3 protein-coding genes are annotated in these 5,309 nt (G+C 71.1%); 2 read left to right on the top strand and 1 reads right to left on the bottom strand.

Going from position 1 to position 5,309, the window contains the following annotated elements:
* Positions 1-237 precede the first annotated feature (237 nt).
* Positions 238-1,284 carry a LacI family DNA-binding transcriptional regulator gene (locus PROKR_RS15100; protein ID WP_157602123.1) on the bottom strand — a complete coding sequence of 349 codons (1,047 nt, stop codon included), beginning with the start codon at positions 1,282-1,284 and terminating at the stop codon, positions 238-240.
* 308 nt (positions 1,285-1,592) lie between these two features.
* On the opposite strand from PROKR_RS15100, the gene PROKR_RS15095 reads away from it, so the two are divergent.
* A complete protein-coding gene (locus PROKR_RS15095; RefSeq protein WP_036964454.1) occupies positions 1,593-3,848 on the top strand; it encodes a discoidin domain-containing protein in 2,256 nt (751 codons plus the stop codon).
* Between the two features lie 45 nt (positions 3,849-3,893).
* Positions 3,894-5,309, top strand: a 1,416-nt coding sequence (locus PROKR_RS15090) for a DUF1996 domain-containing protein (RefSeq protein ID WP_084800462.1), incomplete at its 3' end; no start/stop codon positions are given.

The following is a 5,309-nucleotide window of genomic DNA, read 5'->3' as shown; positions in this document are numbered from 1 at the left end:
GGCGGTATCGGCGGCGGGCGCTGCCGAGCCGGGGACTGCGACGACCCCGGTCGTCAGGAGTGCGGCGACAAGGGTTGCGACAAAGAGCGGTACGCGACGAGCTCTCACGGGGAACCACCTCGCTTCGGGTCCTGGGCCGGCGTCGATACGTCGGCCGATTTGTTCAGGAACCTAGCAAGATGCTCCCAGCCTGGTCGTGAGGGATTCCCACACGGGTACCCGTACGTCGTGGACGACTCACGCCGAGTCGCGGACCACCAGGATCGGCTCGAAGATCGCCGAGCGCACCGCCGGCTCGTCGGCGTCGATCTGCTCCAGCAACATCCGCGCCATCTCCTCCGCCATCTTCTCCACGGGCTGGCGCACCGTCGTCAGCCGGGGCCGGGCCTGTACCGCCACCGGGCTGTCGTCGAAGCCGACGATCGCGACGTCGTCGGGCACGCGCCGGCCCTGGGACTGGAGCACGTGGATCGCACCCTGGGCCATGAGGTCGTTCGACACGAAGACGCCGTCCAGGTCCGGTGCAGCGGCGAGCAGCTTTGCCATCGCGGTCTCCCCGCTCTCGAACGTGAACGACCCCGCGACGCTCGGGACGAACGCGTGCCCGCGCCGCGCCGCGGCGTCCCGGAAGCCGTCGAGCCGGTCCCGCGCGGACGGGACGTCGAGCGGCCCGGAGATGACGCCGAGCGTGCGGCAGCCACGGTCGAGCAGGTGGTTGGCGGCCAGCCGGGCGCCGTCAGCGTTGGCGAGGTCCACGTAGCTCGCCGGGATCGCGTGCACCGGCCGGGCGAAGAGCACGATGGGCCGGCCGGTGCCGATGAGCTCCTCGGGGAGCGGGTCGTCGGCGTACGTGGAGACCAGCAGGGCGCCGTCCGCGTTCCCGAACCGCAGGTACGAGGTGACCTGGCTCCGGGTCTGCGCGTCGTCGGCGAACATGAGGACCGGGTGCACGTCGTGGGGCCGCAGCGTCCGCACCAGGGAGCCGACCACCCGGCCGAAGAACGGGTCGGAGAAGACACCGGACAGGTCGAGCTCGCCCTCCGGGTCGGCGTCCGCACCCGAGATGACGACCGCGACCGTGCCCGTGCGGCGCGTGACCAGGGAGCGCGCAGCCCGGTTCGGCACGTAGCCGGTCTCAGCCACGGCCTCCAGCACCACCTCCTGGACCGCGGGCGCCACCTTGCGCTTGCCGTTGATGACCCGGGACACGGTCGCGCGCGAGACGCCGGCGACCTTCGCCACGTCCTCCAGAGTCGGCGCCGGACGCCGCAGATCCTTGCTCACAGGCCGACGGTAACAGAGTAAGAGCGCTCTCCAAAGGAACCCGGGCGGATGAGATGCGGCGGCTCCAGCACAGTCCGACACCCTGATCAAAGCCTATCCAAACGCTGCAAACACGAGGAAACCGCAGAAAACAGCAGGCGAAGTGTCACGGACAAACTCTTGACGCTCCGCCAAGAGCAGGTCAAGGATGGGCGGCGTAAGAGCGCTCTCCCAACTCGCGGCGCACCGGAGCGACGCGAGTGCAGGCTCAACGACGAACCGCGCCCCGGCCCCTGCACCTGGCCGACGAGCGGACGGAGAGGAACACCATGACCACCACCGGATCACCCGGCGCCCGGACGCGACGGCTCAGGCGCGGGGCCCGCGTCGGGGCCGCCACCCTGGCGACCGGCCTGCTGGCCGCGGCTGCGCTCGTCGCGCCCGCGGCCTCGGCACCCGCCGCACAGGCCGAGCCGGTCCTGCTGTCGCAGGGCCGCCCCGCCACCGCCTCCTCTGTGGAGAACCCCGACTACACACCCGCGAGCGCCGCCGTCGACGGCGACCTCACCACGCGCTGGGCCAGCGAGTTCAGCGACCCGCAGTGGATCCGGGTCGACCTGGGGCGGTCCGCGGCCCTCGATCACGTGGAGCTGGTCTGGGAGTCCGCGTATTCCACGAAGTACCAGTTCCAGGTCTCGGCCGACGGAACGTCCTGGTCCACCGTGTACTCGACCACCTCGGGCGACGGCGGCACCGACGCCTTCGACGTCGACGGGACGGCGCGGTACGTGCGGCTGCTGTCGACCGCGCGCTCGGGCGGGTACGGCAACTCGCTGTGGGAGCTGCGCGTCTTCGGCGCGGCCGGCGGCAGCACGGACCCGGGCGACCCCGGGGATCCGGACTACGTGAATCCCGGCCACCCGGACGTCCCGGTGCGGGACGCGGGCGCGAGCACCGTCGAGGTGGTGGGCGGCAACGGCGCCTGGGACCTGGAGGTGGACGGGCAGCCGTACACGGTGCGCGGGTTCACGTGGGGCCCGGCGTTCAGCACGGCCGACCACTACATGCCGACGCTCACGGCGATGGGCGCCAACACGATCCGCACCTGGGGCACCGGGGCGGACACCCGCCAGCTCCTCGACTCGGCGGCGGCGCACGACGTCCGCGTGGTGATGGGCTTCTGGCTCCTGCCGGGCGGCGGGCCGGGGTCGGGCGGCTGCATCGACTACCGCAGCGACGCGACCTACAAGGCGACTACGAAGGCCGACATCCTCAGCCAGGTCGCGGCGTACAAGGACCACCCGGGCGTGCTCATGTGGAACATCGGCAACGAGTCGCTCCTGGGCCTGCAGAACTGCTACTCGGGCACGGAGCTCGAGGAGATCCGCAACGCGTACGCGGCGTTCGTCGACGAGGTGAGCGTGGCCGTGCACCAGGCCGACGCGAAGCACCCGACCACCAGCACCGACGCGTGGGTGGGCGCCTGGCCGTACCTCGAGCGCAACGCCCCGGACCTGGACCTGCTCTCGGTCAACGCGTACGGCGACCTGTGCAACGTGCCCGCGGCCTGGGAGGCCGGCGGCTACGACCGGCCGTACATCATCACGGAGGGCGGCGCGGCCGGTGAGTGGGAGGTGCCGGACGACGCGAACGGCGTGCCCGACGAGCCGACCGACCTGGAGAAGGAGCAGGCGTACGTCGACTCCTGGCGCTGCCTGCGGGAGCACGACGGCGTCGCGCTGGGCGCCACGTTCTTCCACTACGGCATCGAGGGCGACTTCGGCGGCGTCTGGTTCAACGTCATTCCCGGCGACAACAAGCGCCTCGGCTACTACTCGATCGCGCGGGCCTGGGGCGTGGACACCTCCGGTATGAACACCCCGCCGCGCATCACCGCGATGGACGTCCAGGGCGCGACGGCGGTGTCCGCGGGCGAGGAGTTCACGGTCAGCGTGGACGTCACCGACCCGGACGGCGACCCGATCGACGCCAACGTGATGCTGAACAGCAAGTACGTCAACAACGCGGGCGGCATCGCACAGGCCGACTTCGACCAGACCGCGCCCGGCACGTTCCGGGTCACGGCGCCCGAGATGCTCGGCGTCTGGAAGGTCTACGTGTTCGCCGAGGACGGCCACGGGAACGTGGGCGTGGAGACGAGGTCGTTCCGCGTCGTCGCGCCGCCGGTCGACGGGACCGACATCGCGCGGGGCAAGACCGCCATGGCGTCCAGCTTCGACCCGTGGAACGGCGACTGGACGCCGGGACGCGCCGTCGACGGCGACGCCACCACGCGCTGGGCCAGCGAGTGGGGTCCGACGGCGTGGTGGCAGGTGGACCTCGGGTCGGTGCGGTCGTTCGACCACGTGCAGCTCGTCTGGGAGACCGCGTACGGCAAGTCCTACCAGGTGCAGACGTCGAACGACGGGAGCACCTGGACCACGGTCCGGACCGTGACGGGCGGCAACGGCGGCGTCGACAGCCTGGACGTGGCCGGCACCGGTCGCTACCTGCGGCTGAACCTCACCGAGCGCGGCACGGAGTGGGGCTACTCGCTGTACGAGGTCGGCGTCTACCAGCAGTGATCAGACAGTGAGGCAGCAACGCACACCACCGAAGAAGGAGGAACCATGCGCACGGCACTCAGCACTCCTCGCGGCAACAGATCCCGGACGACGGCGGGCGCGCTCGCCACGGCCCTGCTCGCCTCGACCCTGAGCGCGGCCGGCACCATCGGCGCCACCACGGCGGTCGCCGAGCCGAACACCCTGCTCTCGCAGGGTGCGCTCACGGCCGCGTCCAGCTCCGAGTCCGGCGGCCTCGGGCCGCGCTTCGCGGTCGACGGCGACCGCACCACCCGCTGGGCCAGCGCCCCCACGGACGACGAGTGGATCCGGATCGACCTGGGCCGCTCCTACGCCCTGGACCACGTGGCCCTGGAGTGGGAGGCGGCGTACGGCGCGGCGTTCACGCTCCAGGTCTCGTCCGACGCCCAGACCTGGACCACCGTCGTCACCGAGGGCGCCGGCACGGGCGGCACGGAGGTGTACGACATCACCGGCACCGGCCGGTACGTGCAGCTCGTCGGCACGGCCCGCGGCACCGGGTACGGCTACTCGCTCCTGGAGTTCCAGGTGTTCGGCGACGGCGAGGCGGGCGGGCCGGAGGACCCGCCGCCGTTCCCCGGCGACGAGGTGACGCACCACGAGTTCCAGGCGAACTGCGAGTTCTCGCACTTCCTGCCGGACGACTCGATCGTGTACCCGAACCAGCCGGGCCGGTCGCACCTGCACACGTTCATCGGCAACCGCTCGACGGACGCGTTCACCACGCCGACGAGCCTGCACGCCATGCCGGAGAGCACCTGCACGGTGCCGCAGGACCACTCGGCCTACTGGTTCCCCGCCCTCACCAAGGGCGGCGTGCCGGTGGAGCCGAACATCCCCATGACCGTCTACTACAAGTCGGGCATCGACGACTACCAGGACGTGGTGCCGTTCCCGGAAGGGCTCCAGTTCGTCACCGGCGACATGATGGCCACTGTCGAGGAGTTCCGCACCGCGCCGGGCGCCGTCGAGGGCTGGGAGTGCGGCGACATCTCCAAGAGCTGGGAGATCCCGGCCCACTGTCCGGAGGGCACTCAGCTCAACATCCGCTACCAGGCGCCGAGCTGCTGGGACGGGATGCACCTGACGCCGGAGGAGTCGGCGCACATGGGCCACGGCTCGCACATGGCGTACCCCGAGGCGGGCCAGTGCCCCATGAGCCACCCCGTCGCGGTGCCCATGCTGGAGTTCAAGATCGCGTGGCCGGTCAGCGGCGACATGTCCGACGTCGCGCTGGTGAGCGGGTCCGACCAGTCGTGGCACTACGACTTCGTCAATGCCTGGGACCCCGAGGTGCTGCGGCGGCTCGTGGAGCACTGCATCAACGGCGGTCTGCAGTGCAACCCGCGCGGCTACGACCTGTACAAGCCGCACCGGGGCACCGTGCTCGACGAGAACTACGAGCTCGTACCCGAGACCACGGCCGCACGTGAGGCCGCG

The organism is Promicromonospora kroppenstedtii DSM 19349 (assembly GCF_000515355.1).
Taxonomy (GTDB): domain Bacteria; phylum Actinomycetota; class Actinomycetes; order Actinomycetales; family Cellulomonadaceae; genus Promicromonospora; species Promicromonospora kroppenstedtii.
The sequence above is the reverse complement of the archived record's forward strand: the minus strand, read 5'-3'. Positions and strand labels throughout refer to the sequence as shown.

What these genes read in the sequence shown, in the direction of transcription:
- PROKR_RS15095 (WP_036964454.1), top strand. Translation starts at nt 1,593, where the DNA reads ATGACCACCACCGGATCACCCGGCGCCCGGACGCGACGGCTCAGGCGC.